We start from the raw sequence: 18,158 nt of genomic DNA, 5'->3' as shown, positions 1-18,158 counted from the left end.
CTGTGAACCCATCCATGGGCGCTGGCGCGATGACTTCCTGTCATCGAGCCTCCCTGAAAGAACCACCTCACCCCGGCACTCGGGCTTGATTGCTGGACGCTGAATGGCACCCCGGAGACGAAAGTGCCGAGCTACTTGGATAGAACAACCTTCCCCGTTAAATAAGGATCAGTGATGAAAACCACCCTGGAGCGTGAGTGGCAGGCTTTCTGGCTCTGCTTGGGCTTTATCAGTCGCATACCGATTCCGGTTCGGATTGATTATTCGCAGCGATTGATGAACCAGAGCAGTGTGTATTTTCCGGTTGCCGGGTTGGTTCTGGGGGCGTTCTATGCGTTGGCTTACACGGTGTTGGTGGGGTTTCTTCCGCAGTTTGTGAGTCTGGTGGCTGTGTTGATTCTGCATCTGTGGATTACCGGGGCCTTTCATGAGGATGGGTTGGCGGATGCGATGGATGCGCTTGGGGGTGGGTTTACCGTTGAGAAGCGGCTGGCGATTATGAAGGATAGCCGGATCGGGACCTATGGGACGGTGGCGTTGTTTGGGGCCCTGGCTTTGAAGCTGGCGTTGCTGGTGGAGGTTGAGCCGGTTTGGGCGGTGTTGTTGCTGGCGCCGGCGTTGTCGCGGTTGGCGCCTTTGTTTCTGATGGCGTTGGTGCCGTATGTGACGGATACGGATGCGAGTAAGACCAAGCCGGTGGCGGATACGTTTTCGGGGGAGCGGCTGGGGGCCGCGACGTTGTTTTCGGTGCTTCTGGCGGGCGCTGGGAGCTGTTGGCTGCCGGAGTTGATGACGGCCTTTGTGCTGGCGACGGCGGTTGTGGGTGTTCTGTGGGGTAGGCAGCTTCACCGGGCGCTCGGTGGTTATACCGGGGATGCGCTCGGGGCCAGTGTGGTGCTCACGGAACTGGCCCTGCTTACCGCACTGGTCGCTTTATGAGCGGTGCAGCTGGTACATCCTTTTGGGCCAGTCCAGTTGGGCCTCGTGGTTATCGATCCATTCCTTCAGCGGTGATGGCACCTCGCTCGGCCAGTCCAGGCCGTAACCCTCGGGCATGAACAGCGGGGCCAGCAGGCTGGCGGCGGCCAGGTCCGCGCGGGTGAAGCGGTTGCCGACCAGGTACTGCTTTCCCTCAAGTGCCTGATTCAGCCGCTCCAGAGCAGATTCCAGGGCCTCGCGGGACTGGGTGACTTCAGGCTCGCGGATTTTCATGATGCGGCGCATGGTCTTCTGCAGCTTGGGGTACATCAGGCGCAGGAAGGGTTTGCCCCAGATGGGACCACCGTGCGCCAGCAGGGGCACCACCCGCTTTGGATGGCGGAGCAGGGTGTCGTAGCAGAAGCGGCGCACATGCGGGCCAATGTCCGCGTCGCAGAAGCGCTCCCACTCCAGGGCCTGGCTGCGCAGTGTCACCTCAGTGGGGGTAAGGGGTTTGTCCGGGAACTGGTCATCGAGATGGGAAATGATGGCCGCCGAGCCCTGGATGTATTTTCCGTCATGCTCAAGCACAGGCACCGTGGTCTTGTCGGCCACCTTTTGGATCTTCTTCACATGAAGCCCCGGAAGATGGTTCTGGAGACGGTAATCCAGGCCCTTGTAGTCGAGGGCCCATCGGGCCTTTTCACAGAAATGGGAAATCGGAAACTGGTGCAGTACGAGGCTCATGCGTTGGTTGCTCCCTGCTCGCGGGCGGACTTGATCAGGTCGTAGGCATGGGAGATTTCCTGGGTCTTCTCCTCCGCCATCTCCCGCATACTCTCCGGCATGCCGCGCCCGGCCAGCTTGTCCGGATGGTTCTCGCTCATCAGCTTGCGATACGCGCGCTTCAGTTCGTCATCACTGACGTCGGACGACACGCCCAGCACCTTATAGGCGTCCTCCAACTGCTTTTCCCGGGAGGGGCCGCCGCCACTGGCCGCGCCGCCACGCAACAGGGCCTCGAGCTGCTCCACCTGCTGTTCGGAGAGGCCAAGCCCGCGCGCCACACGGACCAGCATCTCGTGCTCGGCCGGGTGCACCTCGCCATCGGCGGCCACGGCCGCCACCTGGACCTGGAGGAACATCTGCAACAGGCCGGACTGACCACCGCTGACACGCATGAACTCGGCCAGCGCCGCGTCCAGGTCAAAGTCGTCCGACTTGCCGCGGTTGAATGCGGCCTTTGCCGTCTGCCGCTGTTCGGCATTAAGGCGGAACTTTTCGAAAAGCCCTTCGGCAACCCTGATCTCATCGTCCGTCACGACGCCATCCGCCTTGCATACGGCCCCCATGACAGCAAAGACGGACTCCATGAAGCCAGACTGGACGGCACGCAGCCGCTTCTGGATCTTCCACTTTGCCCACCGGACCAGCCCAACACCCGCAATGGCGCCGATCAGGAACCCGGGAAAGCCACCGAAGGCATAACCAATACCGCCACCGATGAGAATGACAAACAACATAGCAAGGCTCCGTAATACCCCATGTCAGCGCGCAAAGGCACGCCCGAAATCCGGAATGGTAAACGGGCTGGAGCCCAGTTACCAACGCCAGTGGTTAAACCGTGCCAGCTGGCCCCGCATCCGCCGGACATGACTGCCCAGCCAATAGACCTGATTGCAGTAGGGGCAATGGGAAACCTCACTCGCATCAGAGGGAGCCTCGGCAGCGGCATCAGGCGGATTACCGTTGCCCAATGGGGAATTGCAGCGCTTGCAGCGCGAGAACGGCGCCAGGAACCAGTCCAGGTCAATCAGTCGGGTGAGGTCCCGCAGGTTGGATTCCAGGCTGTTGCCGCTGACCAGGATCACGTACTGTGGCGCCAACCGGTGCCGGGCCAGCTCGCGGTCACGGGTCACCAACCAGCGGTCCTCGTTGACCGCCTTTTCCAGAATATGGCGATCCCGGGTGCCATTGGCGGGCAGGGCCGTGTCGTAACCGGCCACCCTGAGCCACTGCCCCGCGCCCTGAAGCATCTCATCGGCAATGAAACGCGGCGTTGCAAGGGGGCAGAGCGCTCCTTCTACCCATTCCGCCTCCGATCCAGCCATAGCTCATCTGATCACCAAGGGAATAAACCCGACAATATTACAGGGCCTGCCTGCTCGTCCATGACGCCTGTCCGGGCCCTTAACAAGGATTCATGGAAAGACCAGTCATTGGGCAATCACGGCCACCACCAGTATGATGGCCGGACATCCGCAAGCCCGAGGAGTTCCCCATGAACCGAATCACCACCTCCCTCATGGCCCTGCTTGTCAGCGGTGGCCTGCTGGCCGGCTGCGCCACTGTGGGCGAGGATTTCGCCACACATAATGTGGAGCAGATCACGATTGGCGAGACCACCCGCGACGACATCCAGGAGATGTTCGGGGATCCGTGGCGCACCGGGGTGGAAGACGGCAAGCGCACCTGGTCCTATGGCAAGTACCGCTACTCGCTGTTCGATGATGCGCAAACCACCGACCTGGTAGTGCGCTTCAACAAGGACGGAACCGTGTCGTCCTACGTTTACAACACGACGGAATAACCCGCGCTGTAGAGGCGGCGCCACGGTGCGCTTCGCATCACTGGCGATGGCGCACCAAAGAAAGAGTGACTCATGTCACATTCCAGAAGATTCGTGATCCCGTTTCCGGCCCCGGCCCCCTGCCTCCGCGCGGATCGCAATACCACTTCCTTTCCGGAAAATAGTTTCCCTTTCAACTAATTGGGCCGGGAATCCATTTGCAAAAACGGACACCACCACTGCTTGGTGCGATAACCCCATTGGGTGTTAGGCCCATACGTTATTTCCAATCGTTAATCGCCTCTGAGAGGCTTGAGTTGAAGGCAGGTGACATTGCCTCACAACCAACAACAACAAGATGACAAAAAGGGGGCTATATGATAGCTCGACTCATGCGTACGCTTGGCGTTCTCGCGATGGCTTGTGGTCTGATCGCGGCCGCCAATCCCGCCCATGCGGAAAACCGCCTGATCTCGCTGCACAGCAACAAGTGCGTGGACGTTTCCGGTCCATCCCATGACAACGGCACCAATATCCACCAGTGGAGTTGTCACGGTAATGATAACCAGCGCTGGTATCTGGAGAATTACGAGGACGGCTACCATCGCATCCGCAGCAAATACAGCGACAAATGCCTCGACGTTTCCAGCGCGTCCCACGACAACGGCGCCAACATCCAGCAATGGGACTGCGGCGACGGGGAAAACCAGCAATGGCATCTCGCCTACGCCGGCAACAACTACTACATGCTCAAGGCCCGGCACAGCGGCAAGTGCCTGGACGTGTCCGGCGTCTCCCATGATGATGGCGCCAACATCCACCAGTGGGATTGCGTCAACGGTGACAACCAGCGATTCAGGGTCCGGAACTCCGGCAATTACACCGAGACCAAGTTCCCGATTGTCCTGGTTCACGGCGTGTCCGGTTTTGACAAACTGGGTGGGCTGTTCAATTACTTCTTCACCATTCCCTACAACCTCGAACGCAGCCATGCCGAGGTGCGGGTCGCCAGTGTCTCCGCCTTTGCCAGTTCCGAGGAACGCGGTGAGCAGCTTCTGAACCAGATCTCCAACTGGGGCTTCCAGAAAGTGAATCTCATCGGGCACAGCCATGGCTCACCCACCTCCCGTTATGCCGCGGCCCAGCGCCCGAACCGGGTAAGATCCGTCACCTCGGTGGACGGCGTGAACAAGGGCTCGCGCGTTGCCGATGTGTTGCGGGGCACTCTTTCACCCGGTTCCAATTTCGAAGGGACGGTCTCGGATGTGGTCGACAAGATGGGGAATCTCATCAACATCCTGACCGGCGAGTGGCATGATCAGGATTCGCTGGCGGCACTGACGTCGCTGTCGAAGGCCGGCATGCAGGATTTCAATGACCGTTATCCGCAGGGCATGGACACCTCGTCCTATTGCGCCCCGGGTGGCGCGCGGGACAACTGGGTCCAGGACCCCTGGGGAGGCTGGCACGAGGTCAAGTACTTCTCCTGGACCGGCAATACCGCCTCCACCAACTGGGCGGACCCGCTCAACGCGCCCATCTCCTTCCTGGGCACTGTGTTCGACCTGCCCAACGACGGTCTGGTTGATGTCTGCAGCGCCCGTCTGGGCAAGGTCATTGCCGAGGATTACGACATGCAGCACGCGGATGCGGTCAACCAGCTCTTTGGCATCCGGGGCTGGACCAACCCGGTCAGTCTGTATCGCCAGCACGCGAATCGACTCAAGAACCTGGGGCTGTAAACCAGCGACCCGGAGCCCGGCACCCCTTCCGGCGTGTCGGGCTTTTGTTGTTGTGGAACCGGAATTGGGCAAAGACTTATGACTACGAAACGATTCCTTGGTGTCGCCACTGCCGTGACCGTGGGTATTGCGGGCTGGCTGATCATGGGCGTGGACCAACAGCAACCGGAAGAGCCAAGTGCCAGGACGCCCTCGGTTGCGGAAACAGAGCCGGCATCGGCTTCCGGCGAAACACCCGCCGTTATAGTAGAGACAACTGACCCTGGGCCACGAGCCAACGATGCAACACAGGCCGACGAGGCATTCGCCCCTTCCCTGCAGGGGACGGAAGTCGACGGCCGGCTGAATGTGGACGCTGACGGCAACCTGGAAGTCAGCCGCGAGGTACGCGACTACTTCGACTATTTCCTGGCGACCGTTGGCCAACGGTCCCTGGAGGAAGTCGTGGCCCACATAGAGCAACAGGCCCGGAAGAACCTGCCGGACAAGGCGGCGGGCCAGGCGGTGGACCTGCTTCATGATTACGTGGATTACCGCAAGGCCGAGCAGGATCACATGCAGCAGGGCCTGACCGCCCAACAGCAGAAAAACCACGTGGACACACTGGAACAAACCTTTGAAACCCTGGTGGACATGCGCCGCCGCTATCTGGGCCAGAAGAATGCCAAGGCGTTGTTTGGTACCGAGGAAGACTACGGACGTTACGCCCTGAACCGAATGGAGGTGACACGAAATCCGGACCTGACCGAAAGCGAGCGCCGGGAGCGGCTGGCGAGGATTGAAGCTGAGGCGCCGCCGGAAATCACCGAAGTCCGGAAACGCACCACCGGCCATGTGGCACGGGAACAGCGGGTTGAGGCAATGCGCGAGGAAGGTGCTACCGACGCGGAGATCAAGGCATTCCGGGCACAGCATGTAGGCGAAGAAGAAGCGCAGCGAATGGCCAAGATTGATGCCGCCAACGAGCGATGGCAGCAGCAATACCAGGAATATGCCAAAGAACGGGCGACCATAGGGAACGCGGAGGGTCTGAGCCAGGAAGACCGGGAAGCATCGATCCAGCGCTTGCGCCAACGATATTTCGAGGGGCCGGGGCTGGCCCGCGCCGAGGTACGTGATCGTGCCCGCCGGCAGGATCCGGACGGCTGATAACACTACTGACTTTTAACGTTATCCCCATGTAGGCTGGGAATGTATCCTTTAGTGTTAGAATTGTGGGCAACCCCCATAGTCAGGTTCATTGGCGGAAAGGACGATCCCCATGTCCCTTTACGAAGAAGAATGCCTGCGTGCATTGCGGCAACTCAACCTGCTGGATACACCGCCAAGCGAGTGCTTTGACCGCATCACCCGCATGGCCACCCAGCTTTTTGACCTGCCTGTTGCCGCCGTCTCCCTGACGGACGAGGACCGCCAGTGGTTCAAGTCCCGGGTCGGGACGGACATGCGCGAACTGCCCCGCCACAAGTCGCCCTGCAGCGGCGTTTCCGCCACCTCCGAAGTCCTGGTTATCGAGGACTTCCTTGAATCCGATTGTTACCGCGACAGCCCCCAGGCCCAGCTCGGGTTGCGCTTTTACGCCGGCGCTCCGTTGGTGACCCGTGACGGCTACACCCTGGGGACCATGTGTGTGCTGGGCTATGAGCCACGCTCCATCACCGATAATGAAATCCGGACCCTGCAGGACCTCAGCGCCATGGTTATGGCACAGGTCGAGCTCCAGCAGGCATTGGGCCGGGTTGATCCCGCAACCGCGCTTCCCAACAGCGCCCAGGTCAGTGACGATCTTGCCGACCTCTCGCGGGACTTTCCGGACGGGGAATGCTTCGCCCTGCTCATTGAGCTGCTCGACGTTGTCCAGCTCAATACACTGACGCGCGTCATGGGACCCGGCGAGGTGGATGAGCTCGCGCGGATGGGGAGCCAGCACCTTCAGTCGCAGATGACGGAGCGGGATAAGCTGTACTCTGCAGGCCCCTGCCAGTTCCTCTTCCTGCGACAGACAGAAGACAGCGACACCATCCAACAGAAAGCCCTCCAGCTGCATGACAGCCTCCAGAGCCTGAACCAGCTGGAAACCATGCCCGCGGCAGTGCAACCCGCGATTGGGATCGTGCCTTTCGTACTCGGGCAGACCGCGGCCGAAGACGTCCTGCGTCTCGCCCATAGCTCCTGCCAGGATGCGCGCCATTGGGAAAAACCAGCGGCCACCTACTCCCGCTCCCTGGACGTTGGTTGCCAGCGACGATTTGCGCTCCTGAACGATATGCAACGGGCGCTGGAGGTGTCGGACCAGCTTGAGTTGGTCTTCCAGCCGCGCGTGGCGCTGGCTTCCGGTGAATGCGTTGGCGCGGAAGCATTACTGCGCTGGCAGCACCCGGAACTCGGCAATGTATCGCCGGGTGAGCTTATCCCCCTCGTCGAGAACACGCCCCAGGCCCGGGGTCTCACCAACTGGGTCATGCGGACCGCGATCCGGCAAGCTGCGCAGTGGCATCACCGGGGAATCACGCTTCCAATCTCCATTAATGTCATGGCCTCCAATCTTGAAGAGGTGGGGTTTACGGACGAGCTGCTGCAACACCTGGACAGCTGGAACCTGCCACCCAGCGCCCTCGAGCTGGAGCTGACCGAAAGCGCTCTGCTCAGCAGTCGCCAGCGGGTTCACAAGCAGCTGAAACAACTGGAGGCGTCGGGTATCGGGATCGCAATCGATGATTTCGGAACCGGCTACAGCAGTCTCTCCTATCTAATGACCATTCCCGCTGGCGCAGTCAAGATTGACCGCGCCTTCATGAACTGGCGCAAAGACAAGGAGCACCGGAAGACGCTGCTCAAGGGGATTATCAATCTTGCCCGTGACCTGGGCTACAGAACCGTTGCCGAAGGCTGCACCACCGAGGAAATGCTTCAGACCCTGAGGCACTTCGGCTGTGATGAGGCCCAGAGCTTTAACCTTTCCAAGCCCCTGTCACCCGGGGCTTTTGAAGCCTGGGTAGCGGGCACCTCCTGATTCCGCGTTCAGAAAAATCAAAAAAAGAGTTTGACGTCAGCGCTGATTAAGCATACCTTTCTTTTCAGCAAGATCGTCAAGTTTGAGCAGCACTGGTTTAACGAGCATCCTTCCGCGGTACTTCTAGCCATATAGCTTCGCCGATTTGATCTTCATTGCGTATCCGAGCATTGCTCATCAAAATTATTAAGGAACGGCTATTATGGCTACAGGTACAGTTAAGTGGTTTAACGAAAGCAAAGGTTTTGGTTTCATTACTCCGGAAGACGGCGGCAAGGACCTCTTTGCTCATTTCTCCGGCATTGTTGGTGACGGTTTCCGCACCCTCAATGAAGGCCAGCGCGTTTCCTTCACCGCGACTCAAAGCGAGAAGGGCCCGCAGGCTTCCGAGATCACACCGATCTGAATCCGGTTTTCTTCCGGATTGAAAAAACCCCGCCTTCGAGCGGGGTTTTTTTTATGTCAGCAAACCGATTCCAGCCAGCTACGGACAATCGAACGGAAGACATCCGGGGTCTCAAACATATAGAGATGCCCGCTGCGCTCAATCACATGACAGGTTACCGCCGCACCGGATAGCCGCGCCTTCATCGTCTCCGCACCACGACAGTCCACGTACGGATCCTTTTCCCCGTAAAGCAGCAGTACCGGAACCCGGATGGCGCTGAGTCGTCGGGTCACATCAACCTCATGGAGATCCCGCAGCCATGGAAGCGTCTGGCGCGCATCCAGCTCCCTGATGTGGGGAAAGTATCGGCCCACCCACTGATCAAATCCGGGGTAGGCAAACAGCGTCTTGCGGTCGTAAGCCACATCCCCCACCAGTAACCGATGAAAACGCTGACTCGCACCGTTCAGCCGCAGGGTAACGCCATACAGCCAGCGACCGGGACGCAGGCAATGCCGGGTAAGGAACTGAAAGAATCCATAGATTCCTGCCTCTTCAATGCCGTGAGACAGGGTTGAAAGCACACCCAGCGCCCTTACCCGCTCGGGCATATGCAGGCCATAGACCAGCGAGACCAGGGCGCCCGTCGAGTGGCCGATAAGAATGACCGGCTTCCCCGTCAGCCCCAGGAAGTGCAGCTGGCGATCCACCATATTCACGATAAAGGCTTCATCAATCGTGCGCCGAAGCGGCTGATTCAACTCCGACGGATAATGCCCTGTAAGACTGATGCAGTGAACATTGCCAAAGGGAAGCAGGTCGGTAATCTGGTCCCACCACCAGAACCGTGGGTTGGTCAGTAATCCGTGCACCAGCACAATGTCGGATTCCGGCGCCTCATCCGAGGCATAGCTGATGGTGTAGTACCGATCACCGGTTACCGGATCCACAAAGTACTGCTCGTCGCCTTCCATACCCATTCCCCGTCAGGTGTCCCTTCCGTCCATGATGCAGCATTCACCGGCCATTGCATTTGATGCCACATTTCTGGTCCCGTAGATTACCAGAATCCATTCAGGGAGGGCCGCCTCAAGGATCACGCCATGACGAAAACACCCTTTCCCTGGACACCCGACGACATTCCGGAACTGACCGGCAAAACCATCCTGGTTACCGGCGCTGGCGGAGTCAGGCGGGTACTACGGCCCTCATGGGTTCATGGAATTCTGGGGTATGCCGGCGGAGGCGGATGTTCGTCGCCTCGCCCGCAATCCAGAGGTGGCGGAAAAGCTCTGGCAGGTTTCCGAATCGCTGACCGGGGTCAACTACCTCAGTAAATCCAGCGCCGGTAGAACCACGCCATGACACCACCCTCGCGACGACCAACCTCGATCTCCGCCTCGTACTTGCTCCGGTCTTCTCCGGCGCCCACACGGCGCTCGAGTTCCTGCTGGATGCGACTGTATTCATCATCATCCAGAGGCGGATGCTCCTTGGGAGTAAGATCGGAATAGGGGCCTGTTGACTGGTTAATATAGGTGATGCCAGTGCCCGAGCTTCCGCTTGTCTGGGATGAGGTATCCGAAGCGTCGGAGCTGCTGCTCTGGGAACTGCTTGCAGCCTGCTGTTCAGCCTGGCGCTGCGCTTCACGCTCAGCCTCTTGCTCAGCCTCTCGCTCAGCTTCGCGTTCGGCCTGACGCTGTGCCTCGCGTTCAGCTTCGCGTTGTGCTTCACGCTCAGCTTCCCGTTCCGCCTCCCGCTCGGCCTGGCGGCGCTCCTCGCGACGACGTTGAGCGGCTTCTTCCTGCTCCCGGGCTTCAGCCCCTGAATCCGAGGCGCTCGCCGGCTCCTCATCCTCTTGGGCCGACGAAGATGATGCCTGGTCATCCGTTCCGGAACCACTCTCGTCCGCGCCGGCCTGGGAAGAGACGTCGGTTTCCTGCTCCGCCGCTTCATCCCGGGCCTGGTCCCGTTCCGGGTCGTCACCATAGGGATCCCAGGGCTGATAGGCACAGCCGGCCAGGACTGCCGATAGAAAAACCACCAAGGCGCTATGTTTCATATCAGGTCCTTCCTGCGTTCTTATCGTTATTCATTAAAATATCTTAACTGACTCTAAGATTAGTCGGAGCATCCGGTTCCCGCAAATAATGCCCTGCCTGCCCCCGCCCGTCATTACCCGCCGCGGCCAGGTTTTGTACCCGTTGAGGACATTCTCCACCTAAACGGCCAGCATTTCTCCCAAGAACATCACAATAGAAGCGTTGCAAAAGAATGAATACACCGCCCCAACAGGGGTGACCAACCGGCTGAGGTAAAACCGCTACACCAAACTTTACGGTTCATTCATATACCCACTTGCTGTGAATCCAGTCTCAGTTTCCCCGCCCGCCAACCGTGCACTCGAATCACGGATCTGGTAACTTCCGCGTCGTGCTAAGGCACCGATAATAAAGAAAATACGGGCTACTCAGAGCCCGGAACCCCCGAAAGCAGGCAGCACCGAGCGCACCCTGGGCCACCACGCCGCGCCCCGAACCATCCCAGTGCGCCGCGCGCTGCTCCGCGCAGCGGCTAGCCAGGCTGTAGGCCCCTGCCCCCTATGGAATTCCGGGAAACCAACTCTCACACAAGGGTGAAGCAGGATTATGGAATCAGTCATCAGAATATTATCAACGTTCTTTCGTTCGCTCCCTCTTATCGCGGTAGCTGTGCTGATCGGTTGTCAGGAAGCCGGCCCGCGACCCATGTCGACTCACCACATAAAGAACAAAGGCACCATGTCCACACACGGCTCGGGCGGTAAGCTGAAGGCGGGAGCCAGCACCAGGATCCGGGATCAATATCGACGCACCGGCCGTGCAACGCCCCGCAGCATCAAAAGCAGGACTGCTGGAAAGGTCAATCTGAGCTGGGATGCACCCACCCATCGCGAGAATGGCGAGGGGCTCTATCCTGGTGAAATACGCCAATACATCATCAGTTACGGAAGAAGGCGGAACGGGCTTCGGTTCTCAGTGACCGTGGAAGCGGATGGTACACGTTCAATGGAGCATTCCATTGTAGGTCTGGATAAGGGAACATGGTATTTCACAGTGCAGACAGTGGACCTTGCTGACAACGTCAGCCAGAAGGCGGATGTTGTGGAAAAGTCACTCTAACCGCCTGCCAGGAAGCCCAAAGGATCCCCGCAATGGCCAGCACTCCCAACACATTCCCGGATACCCCCTGGCTGATCATTCCGGGGGGCAGCAAGCCGACGGCGCGCGCCATTGTCGCGGACCAGCTCATGGCACTGGCGCCGGACTACCTATCCGAAGATACGGGCACGCTGAACGCCTACCGGGCAATGCTGAGCCAATAATCCCCGTCGAGCCATGCCAGCACTTCCCGCGCGGCAGGATGATCCCAGCCCGCATAGACCGAGCGCAGGCGATGCTTTTCGGAGTCGCGGGCGTGCAGACCGGCGTCCTGGAGCACGGGCAGGTCCGCGAACAGCTGGGCGGCGAGGGACTCCCCAAGCACCTCAACCATCGCGGCCAGGGTGGACTCCATGTACTCGTAGGCGTCGCCCCTGCGGTAACTGGCCGCCAGGGTGAGCGCGGGGATGCAGGAGAGCATGGGTTGCAGAGCGGGGTTGATCCCATGGGCGGAACACAGCGGCCCGATGCTCGCCGGACGGCCGGTGAAGCCGCGCAGGTGGAGGTGGTTGGCCATGGCATCGTTGTCGTTCACGGGGTAGTTGTCCCACAGGAAGGGACGCCGCTGGAGACGCTCGGCGACGCGTTCCAGGTGCCCCGGTGACCACTGGCGGGAACAGATTTCCTCGCCGGCCCAGAAAACCTCGATATCAGGATCCAGTGACTGCCCCAGCGTCTCCAGATACCCCTCCGGACGAAGCCCGAAAAGCGCATCCAGCATGGGGTCCTCAGAATAGTAACTCGGGCAGAGGATGATCCGTTCCACAGCGGAATGCTCGCGCACCCAGTGCACCAACCCGACCTGACGGGCGGCCAGGTCCGGAAGGTCCGCAAGCGCGTCATCAAACTGGATGGCCAGGTCCTGGACGCCAATCCCGTCGAAAAACCGCAGCCGCTGCAGCAACGCCTGTTTGATCACCTCATCAAAGGATTCCAGTGCCCCCAACGGGCTCAACCCAATTCCGAAACGAACACCCTGCCCCTGGCAGGCACGGGCAAAGTCGCCCAGCTGTTTGTGGACCTCCGGGGGCACAGGGTTGTACCACTCCTCCCGAAGCAGGGGATCACCCTTGGGCGCATAGAGATAGAACGAAAACCCATGGGGAGCCAGCCGTTCCATCACACGCCGCCGCGCCTCCCAGGACCAGAGCGGCCCGTAGAACCCTTCAATAATGCCCAGTGGCGGATGCATTCACGGCTCCTGACCAGAAAACAGTCCACTATACCCCGAAAACAGGCTCGCAAGCCCGACCTGTTCCAGCCATCAGGTACCACCTGACTCCAGCCCTTTTTCAGTCTAGATCAGGTTTCGGGCTGTATCACCAAGGAATGCCTCCATAGTCCATTCGCCGCCTTCCGTGTACCATCGACAGGTAAGGATCGCCCAGCGCGGCTGAAGGCTGGCTGGCTGGCCCATGGATCATGGCTATTGTGAGGATCATCGTGTCCGCCTCAGAACCTCCCCTGATTGTTGTTATTGGCGCCTCCGCCGGAGGACTCAAGGCCATTTACGAGCTGATTGAAAACCTGCCAACGGACACCGGTTACAGCTTTCTGGTGATGCAACACCTGAAGGCGGATCACAAGACGATGCTGGCTCCCCTCCTGCAGTCGCGCACGGCCATGCCGGTGGTCGAGATGGCCGACAATGCCACGCCACAACCGAATCACATCCATGTGGTACCGCCCGGCAGAACGGCGCTTTTCGAAAATGGGCACATGGTGCTCCACGCTTTTGATTCCCAGAACGCCCACCAGGCGAGGATCGACGACCTGCTCATTTCGGTTGCCGAAAGTCAGGGTCCGAGTGCCGTTGGTGTGCTGCTATCGGGTTCAGGCAGCGATGGGACCGAAGGCCTCAAGCACATCAAGTCGGCGGGCGGCATCACCTTTGCCCAGGACAGCGAGAGCGCGGAGTTCGCACAGATGCCAGCTCACGCCATCAATGCCGGGAGCGTGGACATGGTTCTGGCGCCCGCCGCCATTGCACAGAAACTGGCGGCTCTGCGCGATCACCCTTTGGCCCAGGACCTGGGGGCTGAACCAACCGATAAGCGCTCTATTCAGGCGATGCTGAAGCTGCTCTGGCAGCATTCCGGTTTCGACTTCTCGCACTACAAGCAAAGCACCATCCAGCGGCGAATCCGGCGCCGAATGCTGCTCAAACACACGCAAAAGGACGCGCAGTACCTCGAACTGCTTCGCAACGACGCCAATGAACGCGCCACCCTTGCACAGGACTTTCTGATCAACGTCACGGCCCTGTTCCGTGACCCGGAAGTGTTCGATGAAATCAAGCGTGAGGTCCTGCCTCACCTGCTTGAGCACAAAGAGAAAGGCGAAGGCCTGAGAGTCTGGGTCCCAGGCTGTTCAACCGGTGAAGAAGCCTATTCACTGGCGATTATTATCGCGGAGTACCTGGACGAAAACGACCTGGAGGTTCCGGTTCAGATCTTTGCAACCGATCTGGACAGTGCAGCCATCGCAACCGCCAGGGCTGGTGTCTATACCGCACAGCAGGTTGCTCTGCTCACCCGCTCGCGGCTTCACCGTTATTTTGTCAATACGGCTCAGGGCCACTATCAGGTGAAGAAGAAAATACGCGGCTATTGCATCTTTTCGGAACAGGACGTCACCCAGGACCCGCCCTTTGCCCGGCTCGACCTGATAAGCTGCCGCAACCTGCTGATCTATCTCGATGGGTCGCTGCAGTCGCGCTTATTTGGCCTCTTCCACTTTGCCCTCTACCCCTGGGGGCGTCTCGTGCTGGGCAAGTCAGAGTCAATCTCCAACGGAGACAGCTACTTCTCGGTCGTTGACCAGAAGCAGAAAATCTACGCCAAGAAAGCCGGAAGGCATGCGCTTCCGCGCCCCTTACGCCAGATGCCCTCAGTCCATAACGCGCGGGCAGGGAGCCCTCCAGAGACCATGAAACGCGAACAGAGCATCCAGAAGCAGGCCGAACAGATCATCCTCGACGAATTCAGCCCTCCCGGGGTGATCGTGGATGCTGAGCTGACGATCTGCCGCTTCATCGGTCAGACCGGCCCCTTCATTGAGCCGGCGCCGGGCTCAGTCAGCCTCAAGCTGCTCAAGATGGCTCAGCGCGACCTGTTGGTGGATCTGCGAAACGCCCTGGCCAGGGCAAAGGAAACCCAGGACCGGGTTGATACACCCGAGGTTCGCTTTAATCTCAAGGAGGAACGGAAAACCACACGGATTGTTGTGCAGCCGCTGTCCCAGGAGGGCGCCGAGGACAGCTACTATCTCGTCCTGTTTGCCGACACTCACCCCGAGCCTTCCCTGGCCCCTGAACCCGCGCCTGTCGATGACGAAAACGGCGAGCCGGCAGCGGGCAATCAACGGATCAAGGAGCTGGAATCGGAGCTGTACCGGGCGCGTCGCGAGCTCAAGTCCGTGATCAACGACCATGTCGCCACCAACGAAGAGCTGCAGAACGCCAGCGAACAGATCCAGTCCGCCAACGAAGAGCTTCAGAGCACCAACGAGGAGCTGGAAAGCGCCCAGGAGGAGCTGCAGTCGACCAATGAAGAGCTGGCGACGCTCAACGACGAACTTGAGGCGCGCAACAGCGACCTGGCACTGGTTAACGCCGACCTGCGCAACCTGTTGAGCAGTGTTCAGCTACCGGTACTGATGCTGAACCGGGATCTGGAGGTGCGCCAGTTCACCTCCCTGGCGAAACCCCTGCTGAACCTCATCGATACCGATGTGGGGCGCCCCTTCAGCGACCTCAGCCCGAACCTCAATCTCCCGGATCTGCGGACAATCATCTGCACCGTCATTGATCAGGGCGAATCCCAGACCATTGAGGCCTCCGACAACGACAGTAACCTCTACTCGATTTCAATACGGCCCTACAAGGACCTGGACGACAAGGTCACCGGAGTCGTCCTCGTCTTTTTCGATATTACATTTATCAAGAATGACGCTTAACTGGTTACACGAGGACTATATAAGCGTACTCTGATGGCTAGTAAATGCGGAGTTTTTGATCAGCGATTCTCGCATTCCATGGAACAGGAGCGGCAAACGCCATATGGCAAACGTCACCAAGAACCAGGGCAACCCTCCAAGCACGCGCAAAGATAAGTTACACAGTTCTCTTGACCGTCTGCAACAGGATGGAACCCCACTGGACCCTGGGGCGGTCAAGGCACTAATGCACGACGTCCAGGTCTACCAGGTGGAGCTGGAAGTTCAGAACCAGGACCTTATTGAAGCGCAACAGGAGCTCGAAGAAGCCCGCGACCGCTATGCCAGCCTGTATGATTTCGCACCAAACGGCTACCTCACCACCAACGAACGCGGTGTCATTACCCGCATCAACCTGACCGGGGCTCACATCCTCGGTTATGAACGGGACGCCCTGGTCGGGATCCCACTGAATGCGCTGATGGAAAATGGCCAGACCCGGAAGTACCTGCTTCACATCAATCAACTGGCAGCAACGGATGAACCCCTGGAACTCGACCTGAAAATCCGGTGCCGTGATAAGAGCACTAAAGTGCTCAGACTTCACAGCTACTGCAGCCACGAACATGGCGAACAGGTCTTCCATACCGCATTCCAGGACGTGACGGAAGAGCAGGAGACCGAGGAACAACTCCGGCAGGCGGCGCGTGTTTTTGAAAGCACCCTTGAAGCCATCGTGATCACGGACGAGGCCTTCCGCATCACCAAGACAAACCATGCGTTTACCCGCATTACGGGCTATCCGGAAGAGCAGATTCTGGGCAAAGACCTGTCTCTCGTTGTGGGCAAGGAACGACAGTCCGGCAGACTCAACCGGCTCCAACAGGATATGCGCCAGGGTGGCGACTGGCAGGGTGAATTCGAGGTCGCCCGCAGTGACGGCTCCACTCTCTCCGCATGGGGCACGCTGAGCACGGCTCAGAATCCGTCCGAACAACCAAGCCATCATGTGCTTGTCTTCTCGGATATCTCCAGTCTCAAGGAGGCTTACAGCAAGCTGGACCACCTGGCCCATCACGATGCCCTGACGGGCCTCCCGAACCGACTCTTCCTGAGCGCAAGTCTCGACCAGGCGCTCAAGCGTGCCAGACGCCACCAGTCCAAGCTGGCCCTCTTTTTCATTGATCTGGACCACTTCAAGACGATCAACGACACCCTCGGACACTCCAGCGGCGACCACCTTCTGTCAGTTGTCGCGGATCGTCTGAAAGGCTTTGTGCGGGAAGAGGATCTGGTCGCACGGCTGGGTGGGGATGAGTTTGTTGTTCTGCTCAATGATATCGACAGCCCCGAATCAGCGGGCATCGTGGCCGAGAAAATCCTGGGCCTGATCAACCAGCCCGTTCAATTCAATGACGAGACACTGGTTACCGGGGCCAGCATTGGCATCAGTCTTTACCCGGGTGACGCCGAGAACGGCGAGGACCTCACCAAGGCCGCGGATGCCGCCCTCTATCGCGCCAAGCAGGAAGGCCGGAATCACCATTCGTTTTACACCCCGGAGCTCACCCAACAGGCACAACAGCGCCTGGGCCTGGAGCAGGGACTCCGCCGCGCTTTATCTCGCGATCAGCTTCAGCTGTTCTATCAACCGCAGCAATCACTGATCGGCAACGGGATGTCCGGAGTCGAAGGCCTGTTGCGGTGGCAGAATGACGAACACCGGCTGGTTGCGGCCAAGGAATTCATTCCGACAGCAGAGAAGAGCTATCTGGTCAACGACCTGGATGACTACGCGCTGCGTACCGCCTGCGCTCAGGCAGCGACCTGGAAGGCACTCTACAGTCAGCCAATACGCATCTCCGTTAATCTTTCGCCACGGAGTCTGTTCAAACCCGGCCTGGCGGAAACCATGAAACAGCTGTTTGACGAATTCGACATCGGCCCGGAGTGGATTGAGCTGGAGGTGACAGAGTCCGCCCTGCAGGGTGGCGAGGCTTTCATGACCGAACTGACGGAACTCAAGGCGCTTGGCGTCACGCTGGCGATCGATGACTTTGGCACCGGCCATTCATGCCTCGCATCACTGAAGACATTGCCGGTGGACCGCCTCAAGATTGATCAGACGTTCATTACCAATGCCCCCTTCAACCGTCAGGACGCGGCCATCGTCCGGGCCATCATCGCCCTGGGCCATTCCCTCGGCCTCACGGTGATTGCAGAGGGGGTGGAGACACAGTCACAGAGAGACTTCCTGTTGAGGGAGCACTGCGACGAAATCCAGGGGTATTTCTATCACCGCCCTCTGTCCGCCGCGCAGATGCTCGCGCTCGTTTCCTGACCGGGGATACCATCGGGGCCTCTGTTGATTCGCATGCCCCTGATCGTATTC

17 protein-coding genes are annotated in these 18,158 nt (G+C 59.3%); 11 read left to right on the top strand and 6 right to left on the bottom strand.

Annotated elements, in window-relative coordinates:
* The first annotated feature begins 174 nt into the window (after positions 1-174).
* Entirely contained in the window at positions 175-939 is a 765-nt protein-coding gene (locus DES49_RS02880) for an adenosylcobinamide-GDP ribazoletransferase (RefSeq protein WP_133734857.1), read from the top strand.
* Here the strand turns inward: DES49_RS02880 and DES49_RS02875 are convergent.
* The 3 genes from DES49_RS02875 to DES49_RS02865 all read right to left on the bottom strand — a co-directional run bounded on the left by DES49_RS02875 (position 934) and on the right by DES49_RS02865 (position 3,029).
* On the bottom strand, positions 934-1,665 hold the full coding sequence (locus DES49_RS02875; protein ID WP_133734856.1) for a glutathione S-transferase family protein: 732 nt from the start codon (positions 1,663-1,665) through the stop codon (positions 934-936). The two genes, DES49_RS02880 and DES49_RS02875, sit on opposite strands and share 6 nt — an antisense overlap.
* A complete protein-coding gene (gene djlA, locus DES49_RS02870; RefSeq protein ID WP_133734855.1) occupies positions 1,662-2,441 on the bottom strand; it encodes a co-chaperone DjlA in 780 nt (259 codons plus the stop codon). Before djlA ends, DES49_RS02875 begins: the two co-directional genes overlap by 4 nt.
* Positions 2,442-2,519: 78 nt before the next feature.
* Complete coding sequence (locus DES49_RS02865; protein ID WP_133734854.1) at positions 2,520-3,029, bottom strand: Mut7-C RNAse domain-containing protein; 510 nt, start codon at positions 3,027-3,029, stop codon at positions 2,520-2,522.
* A 170-nt stretch (positions 3,030-3,199) separates the two neighbouring features.
* Between DES49_RS02865 and bamE the strand changes: the two genes are divergently transcribed.
* The 5 genes from bamE to DES49_RS02840 all read left to right on the top strand — a co-directional run bounded on the left by bamE (position 3,200) and on the right by DES49_RS02840 (position 8,648).
* A complete protein-coding gene (bamE, locus tag DES49_RS02860; protein ID WP_133734853.1) occupies positions 3,200-3,508 on the top strand; it encodes an outer membrane protein assembly factor BamE domain-containing protein in 309 nt (102 codons plus the stop codon).
* Positions 3,509-3,864: 356 nt separating this feature from the next.
* Positions 3,865-5,229 (top strand): alpha/beta fold hydrolase, encoded by a 1,365-nt coding sequence (locus DES49_RS02855; RefSeq protein ID WP_133734852.1) that lies wholly within the window; start codon positions 3,865-3,867, stop codon positions 5,227-5,229.
* A 78-nt stretch (positions 5,230-5,307) separates the two neighbouring features.
* Entirely contained in the window at positions 5,308-6,378 is a 1,071-nt protein-coding gene (locus tag DES49_RS02850) for a lipase secretion chaperone (RefSeq protein WP_133734851.1), read from the top strand.
* Positions 6,379-6,490: 112 nt separating this feature from the next.
* A complete protein-coding gene (locus DES49_RS02845) occupies positions 6,491-8,242 on the top strand; it encodes a sensor domain-containing diguanylate cyclase (RefSeq protein ID WP_133734850.1) in 1,752 nt (583 codons plus the stop codon).
* Positions 8,243-8,444: 202 nt separating this feature from the next.
* Positions 8,445-8,648 (top strand): cold-shock protein, encoded by a 204-nt coding sequence (locus DES49_RS02840; protein WP_133734849.1) that lies wholly within the window; start codon positions 8,445-8,447, stop codon positions 8,646-8,648.
* A gap of 56 nt (positions 8,649-8,704) precedes the next feature.
* Here DES49_RS02840 and DES49_RS02835 read toward each other — a convergent pair whose 3' ends face one another.
* On the bottom strand, positions 8,705-9,604 hold the full coding sequence (locus DES49_RS02835) for an alpha/beta fold hydrolase (RefSeq protein WP_166645969.1): 900 nt from the start codon (positions 9,602-9,604) through the stop codon (positions 8,705-8,707).
* 244 nt (positions 9,605-9,848) lie between these two features.
* Between DES49_RS02835 and DES49_RS15545 the strand changes: the two genes are divergently transcribed.
* Positions 9,849-9,995 carry a hypothetical protein gene (locus DES49_RS15545; protein WP_208297007.1) on the top strand — a complete coding sequence of 49 codons (147 nt, stop codon included), beginning with the start codon at positions 9,849-9,851 and terminating at the stop codon, positions 9,993-9,995.
* On the opposite strand, the gene DES49_RS02830 is transcribed toward DES49_RS15545, so the two are convergent.
* On the bottom strand, positions 9,961-10,692 hold the full coding sequence (locus DES49_RS02830; protein ID WP_133734847.1) for a hypothetical protein: 732 nt from the start codon (positions 10,690-10,692) through the stop codon (positions 9,961-9,963). The two genes, DES49_RS15545 and DES49_RS02830, sit on opposite strands and share 35 nt — an antisense overlap.
* A gap of 586 nt (positions 10,693-11,278) precedes the next feature.
* Between DES49_RS02830 and DES49_RS02825 the strand changes: the two genes are divergently transcribed.
* Together DES49_RS02825 and DES49_RS15465 are read left to right on the top strand one after the other, a co-directional pair.
* Positions 11,279-11,791: a fibronectin type III domain-containing protein gene (locus DES49_RS02825; RefSeq protein ID WP_133734846.1), complete on the top strand. Its 513-nt coding sequence runs from the start codon at positions 11,279-11,281 to the stop codon at positions 11,789-11,791.
* Between the two features lie 32 nt (positions 11,792-11,823).
* On the top strand, positions 11,824-11,994 hold the full coding sequence (locus DES49_RS15465) for a hypothetical protein (RefSeq protein ID WP_166645968.1): 171 nt from the start codon (positions 11,824-11,826) through the stop codon (positions 11,992-11,994).
* On the opposite strand, the gene DES49_RS02820 is transcribed toward DES49_RS15465, so the two are convergent.
* A complete protein-coding gene (locus tag DES49_RS02820) occupies positions 11,970-13,022 on the bottom strand; it encodes a beta-N-acetylglucosaminidase domain-containing protein (protein WP_133734845.1) in 1,053 nt (350 codons plus the stop codon). The genes DES49_RS15465 and DES49_RS02820 overlap by 25 nt on opposite strands.
* Before the next feature lie 230 nt (positions 13,023-13,252).
* Here DES49_RS02820 and DES49_RS02815 point away from each other — a divergent pair, with 230 nt between their 5' ends.
* Both DES49_RS02815 and DES49_RS02810 read left to right on the top strand, forming a co-directional pair.
* Entirely contained in the window at positions 13,253-15,787 is a 2,535-nt protein-coding gene (locus tag DES49_RS02815) for a chemotaxis protein CheB (RefSeq protein ID WP_133734844.1), read from the top strand.
* A gap of 226 nt (positions 15,788-16,013) precedes the next feature.
* The gene (locus DES49_RS02810; RefSeq protein ID WP_166645966.1) at positions 16,014-18,107 is read left to right on the top strand and encodes a sensor domain-containing protein; all 2,094 of its coding nucleotides are present in this window, start codon (positions 16,014-16,016) and stop codon (positions 18,105-18,107) included.
* The last annotated feature ends 51 nt before the right edge of the window (positions 18,108-18,158 follow it).

Source organism: Halospina denitrificans (genome assembly GCF_004364635.1).
Lineage (GTDB): Bacteria > Pseudomonadota > Gammaproteobacteria > Pseudomonadales > Oleiphilaceae > Halospina > Halospina denitrificans.
The sequence above is the reverse complement of the archived record's forward strand: the minus strand, read 5'-3'. Positions and strand labels throughout refer to the sequence as shown.